We start from the raw sequence: 4,303 nt of genomic DNA, 5'->3' as shown, positions 1-4,303 counted from the left end.
AGTTCATTTTCCATCGTTTTCTTGCCGAGCAGGCGCTGGAGTTCTTTAATCTGCTTCATGGCGGCAGCAAGTTCAGAGGCAGGAACAACCTGTTCTCCGGCGGCCACAGCAGTAAGACTTCCTTCCTGGTATTGCTTACGCCAGAGAAATAACTGGCTGGCTGCTACACCATGTTGCCGGGCAACGAGGGAGACCGTCATCCCCGGTTCAAAGCTCTGCTGAACAATTGCGATCTTTTCCTGTGTGGTACGCCGTCTGCGTTTCTCCGGCCCTAAGACATCAATCATCTGTACTCCAATGACTAGTCTAAAAACTAGTATTAAGACTATCACTTATTTAAGTGATACTGGTTGTCTGGAGATTCAGGGGGCCAGTCTAATGTCTTCCGGCAGATATTTGAGAGCACGCTGCGTCAGCGGCGGATCACGGTGGAAAACACCATTGAGCTGTTAAGCATTGAAAGTATCAAACGTTGTGTCGCGGCGAATATCGGTGTCAGTTACTTGCCCCGCTTTGCGGTGGAAAAAGAGCTTGAGAGCGGAGAATTAATTGAATTGCCTTTTGGCGAACAGTCGCAGACCATTACGGCCATGTGCGCACACCATGCTGGAAAAGCGGTTAGCCCGGCGATGCACACTTTTATTCAGTGTATTGAAGAGTGTTTTTTGCCGGGATAAAAATAATGCCGGGCTTAAACCCGGCACCCAACTTGTCGACGAAGTGCGTTTTGTTCATGCCGGATGCGGCGTGAACGCCTTATCCGGCCTACAAGATCGTGCAAATTCAATATATTGCATGAGCCATGTAGGCCTGATAAGCGTAGCGCATCAGGCAGTTTTGCGTTTGCCAGCACTTTTAATTCCGGGCTTAAACCCGGAATTAAGATTACTCTTCTGTCGTTTGCGGTGGCACGCCCGTTCCGCTCGGTTTACGGCGCTTACCAATATTTTTGGTGTCGCGATGGCGTTTTTTCACCCGCGGCTTCTCTTTCTCTTTAGCTTTTTTCTTCTCGGCGCGTTTTGCCAGTACTTTCTTCGATGGCTTGCCGGTCTGCTTCTCGCTTGGCGTACGCGTTTTCGGGCGTAGTTCCTCAATGACGCGAGCTTTTATCGGCTCTTCAATATAACGGCCAACTTTGCCAAGCAGCAGATGGTCATGGGCTTCCACCAGCGAAATCGCGGTGCCTTTACGACCGGCGCGCGCGGTACGTCCGATACGGTGCAAATAAGTATCACCACTGCGCGGCATATCGAAGTTAAAGACGTGGCTGACGTCTGGAATGTCGATACCGCGCGCGGCAACATCGGTTGCTACCAGTACGTTTACGCGGCCTTCGGTCAGGCGTTTAATCGCTTCATTACGCTTGCCCTGTACCATCTCACCTTCGAGATAGCAGTTGTTGATGCCCGCTTCGCGCAGCCAGTTTGCCAGCTCATGCACACGTTCACGCTTACGCACAAACACAATTGAGCGGGTCGCTTCCGGCTGTTTTAACAGATGCACCAGCAATGCGGTTTTATGTTCCAGGTCATCGGCGCGGTAATACCACTGATGAATTTTTTTGCGCTCACGGGTGGACGGATTGGCAGAAACCTCCACCGGATCTTCCAGCAGACGCTCGGCAAAGTCCTGAATCGCATCGCCTTCCAGCGTTGCCGAAAAGAGCAGGGTCTGTTTACGCCAGCGCGTTTCGCCAGCAATATGTTCGATATCCTGAGCGAAGCCCATATCCAGCATACGGTCTGCTTCGTCGAGGATCAGCGTTTCAACCGCGCGGCAATCGAAGTTCTCTTCTTTTATGTATTGCAGCAGACGTCCGGTCGTGGCGACCACGATGTCCTGATTTTCGCTGAACACTTCCGCGTGGTTCATATAGGCTACGCCGCCGGTAATGGTGGCGATATCCAGATGCGTATGTTTCGCCAGTTCGCGGGCATGATCGGCCACCTGCATCGCCAGCTCGCGAGTTGGGGTGAGGATCAAAATACGCGGCGGACCGGATTTCTTACGCGGGAAATCGAGCAGGTGCTGCAACGCTGGCAGCAGATACGCCGCCGTTTTACCGGTGCCTGTCGGCGCAGAACCGAGTACATCACGGCCATCGAGCGCAGGCGGAATGGCGGCAGCCTGAATGGCGGTCGGGCGAGTGAAACCTTTATCCTGGAGGGCTTCCAGCAGGCTTTCGTCGAGTTCAAGTTCGGAAAAAGTCGTTACAGTCATGTTCTACCTCTGTGTGGGGCGCTGATTATAGACGTTACGGCTGCAATCTTCATCTGTTTGTATGGATATCGCTTCTCGGGTATTGTTCTCACCCGGTGCTATCGCCGTTTTTCCTGCAAGGTTTTATTTTCATGTCACAGTCTACATCCGTGCTTCGTCGTAATGGATTTACTTTTAAACAGTTTTTTGTTGCTCACGATCGCTGTGCGATGAAAGTGGGAACGGATGGCATTTTGCTGGGCGCATGGGCACCGGTGGCTGGGGTGAAACGTTGCCTTGATATCGGCGCGGGTAGCGGGTTGCTGGCACTGATGCTGGCGCAGCGAACCAGTGACAGCGTGATAATTGATGCCGTTGAGCTGGAAAGTGAAGCTGCCGCGCAGGCGCAGGAAAATATCAACCAGTCCCCGTGGGCAGAGCGGATTAACGTCCATACGGCGGATATTCAGCAGTGGCTCACACAGCAGACAGTACGCTTCGATTTAATCATCAGTAACCCACCTTACTATCAGCAGGGAGTAGAGTGCGCGATCCCTCAACGGGAACAGGCTCGCTATACCACTACGCTTGATCACCCATCGCTGCTGACCTGTGCGGCGGAGTGCATTACCGAAGAGGGATTTTTCTGCGTAGTGCTGCCAGAGCAGATTGGTAATGGTTTTACGGAGCTGGCATTAAGCATGGGCTGGCATTTACGTTTGCGGACGGATGTGGCGGAAAACGAAGCGCGACTGCCGCATCGGGTGCTGCTGGCATTCTCCCCGCAGGCGGGAGAATGCTTTAGCGATCGCTTAGTCATTCGTGGGCCAGACCAGAACTATTCCGAAGCGTATACGGCGCTGACCCAGGCTTTTTATCTGTTTATGTAATGATTGCCGGGGGAAAGGATCGACGGACCGGAATGGGTGAGCAGTTCCGGATAATCCAGTGTGAAATGCAGGCCACGACTCTCCTTGCGCATCATGGCACAGCGAACAATCAATTCCGCAACCTGCACCAGATTACGCAGCTCCAGCAAATTATTCGACACGCGGAAGTGGGCGTAATATTCGTCTATTTCCTGTTGCAACATATTGATACGCCGCAGGGCGCGCTCAAGACGTTTTGTTGTGCGCACAATGCCGACGTAATCCCACATAAACAGCCGTAGCTCGTGCCAGTTATGCTGAATTACTACCCGTTCGTCAGGGTTCTCAACGCGGCTTTCATCCCACGGTGGTAACGTACTGACGCCGTGGGCATCAGGCATACGTCTGGTGATATCTTCTGCCGCCGACCAGCCATAGACCAGACACTCCAGCAATGAATTCGAGGCCATGCGGTTAGCGCCGTGTAAGCCGGTATAACTCACCTCGCCAATGGCATACAAGCCCTCGACGTCCGTACGCCCATGATCATCAACCATTACACCACCGCAGGTATAGTGTGCAGCAGGCACAATCGGTACCGGTTCTTGTGTGAGATCAATCCCCAGCCCGAGCAATTTTTCATAAATCATCGGGAAATGCTGGCGAATAAAATCGGCGGGCTTATGGCTGATGTCGAGGAACATACAATCTGCGCCGAGGCGTTTCATTTCATGGTCAATGGCGCGGGCGACAATATCGCGCGGGGCCAGTTCGCCGCGCTCATCAAAATCGGGCATAAAACGCGTGCCATCCGGGCGCTTGAGATAAGCGCCTTCGCCGCGCAGTGCTTCCGTTAACAGGAAATTGCGTGCCTGTGGGTGATACAGTGCGGTAGGGTGGAACTGATTAAATTCGAGATTGGCAACCCGACAGCCCGCGCGCCACGCCATAGCAATGCCATCGCCAGAAGAAATATCCGGATTGGTGGTGTACTGATACACCTTCGACGCACCGCCGGTTGCCAGTACCACTGCTTTTGCGTGGCAGGTTTCCACCGTTTCTTTATTTCGGTTCCATACCCACGCGCCTACAACCCTGAGGTAGCCTGAGTTTAACGGACACTCCTTCCTGAAATAGAATGGCATCAGAAGGAGCTAATAATGAGCAGAAAAAACCAACGTTACTCTAAAGAGTTCAAAGCCGAAGCTGTCAGAACGGTTCTTGAAAATCAACTT

The 4,303-nt window shown here is 52.7% G+C and carries 4 protein-coding genes and 2 pseudogenes; 3 read left to right on the top strand and 3 right to left on the bottom strand.

Features of this window, described 5'->3' with window-relative positions; genetic code table 11:
* A partial coding sequence (locus tag BFF42_RS11700; RefSeq protein ID WP_000567737.1) for a transposase occupies nucleotides 1–287 on the bottom strand: 287 nt, incomplete at its 3' end.
* A gap of 93 nt (nucleotides 288–380) precedes the next feature.
* Here BFF42_RS11700 and BFF42_RS11695 point away from each other — a divergent pair.
* A pseudogene (locus tag BFF42_RS11695) lies at nucleotides 381–677 on the top strand (substrate-binding domain-containing protein); the annotation flags it as partial.
* Nucleotides 678–885: 208 nt separating this feature from the next.
* Here the strand turns inward: BFF42_RS11695 and srmB are convergent.
* The gene (gene srmB, locus BFF42_RS11690; RefSeq protein WP_000219197.1) at nucleotides 886–2,220 is read right to left on the bottom strand and encodes an ATP-dependent RNA helicase SrmB; all 1,335 of its coding nucleotides are present in this window, start codon (nucleotides 2,218–2,220) and stop codon (nucleotides 886–888) included.
* 131 nt (nucleotides 2,221–2,351) lie between these two features.
* On the opposite strand from srmB, the gene trmN reads away from it, so the two are divergent.
* A complete protein-coding gene (gene trmN, locus BFF42_RS11685; protein ID WP_005007860.1) occupies nucleotides 2,352–3,089 on the top strand; it encodes a tRNA(1)(Val) (adenine(37)-N(6))-methyltransferase TrmN in 738 nt (245 codons plus the stop codon).
* On the opposite strand, the pseudogene nadB reads toward trmN, so the two are convergent.
* A pseudogene (gene nadB / locus BFF42_RS11680) lies at nucleotides 3,074–4,174 on the bottom strand (L-aspartate oxidase); the annotation flags it as partial. The gene trmN and the pseudogene nadB sit on opposite strands and share 16 nt — an antisense overlap.
* A gap of 54 nt (nucleotides 4,175–4,228) precedes the next feature.
* Here nadB and BFF42_RS27710 point away from each other — a divergent pair.
* On the top strand, nucleotides 4,229–4,303 hold a 75-nt coding region (locus BFF42_RS27710), incomplete at its 3' end, for a transposase (protein ID WP_252866565.1).

The organism is Shigella sp. FC1661 (assembly GCF_001712525.1).
Lineage (GTDB): Bacteria > Pseudomonadota > Gammaproteobacteria > Enterobacterales > Enterobacteriaceae > Escherichia > Escherichia coli.
The sequence above is the reverse complement of the archived record's forward strand: the minus strand, read 5'-3'. Positions and strand labels throughout refer to the sequence as shown.

Excerpts from the sequence above, each read along its gene's own strand:
- srmB (WP_000219197.1), bottom strand. The coding sequence starts at position 2,220 with ATGACTGTAACGACTTTTTCCGAACTTGAACTCGACGAAAGCCTGCTG.
- trmN (WP_005007860.1), top strand. The coding sequence starts at position 2,352 with ATGTCACAGTCTACATCCGTGCTTCGTCGTAATGGATTTACTTTTAAA.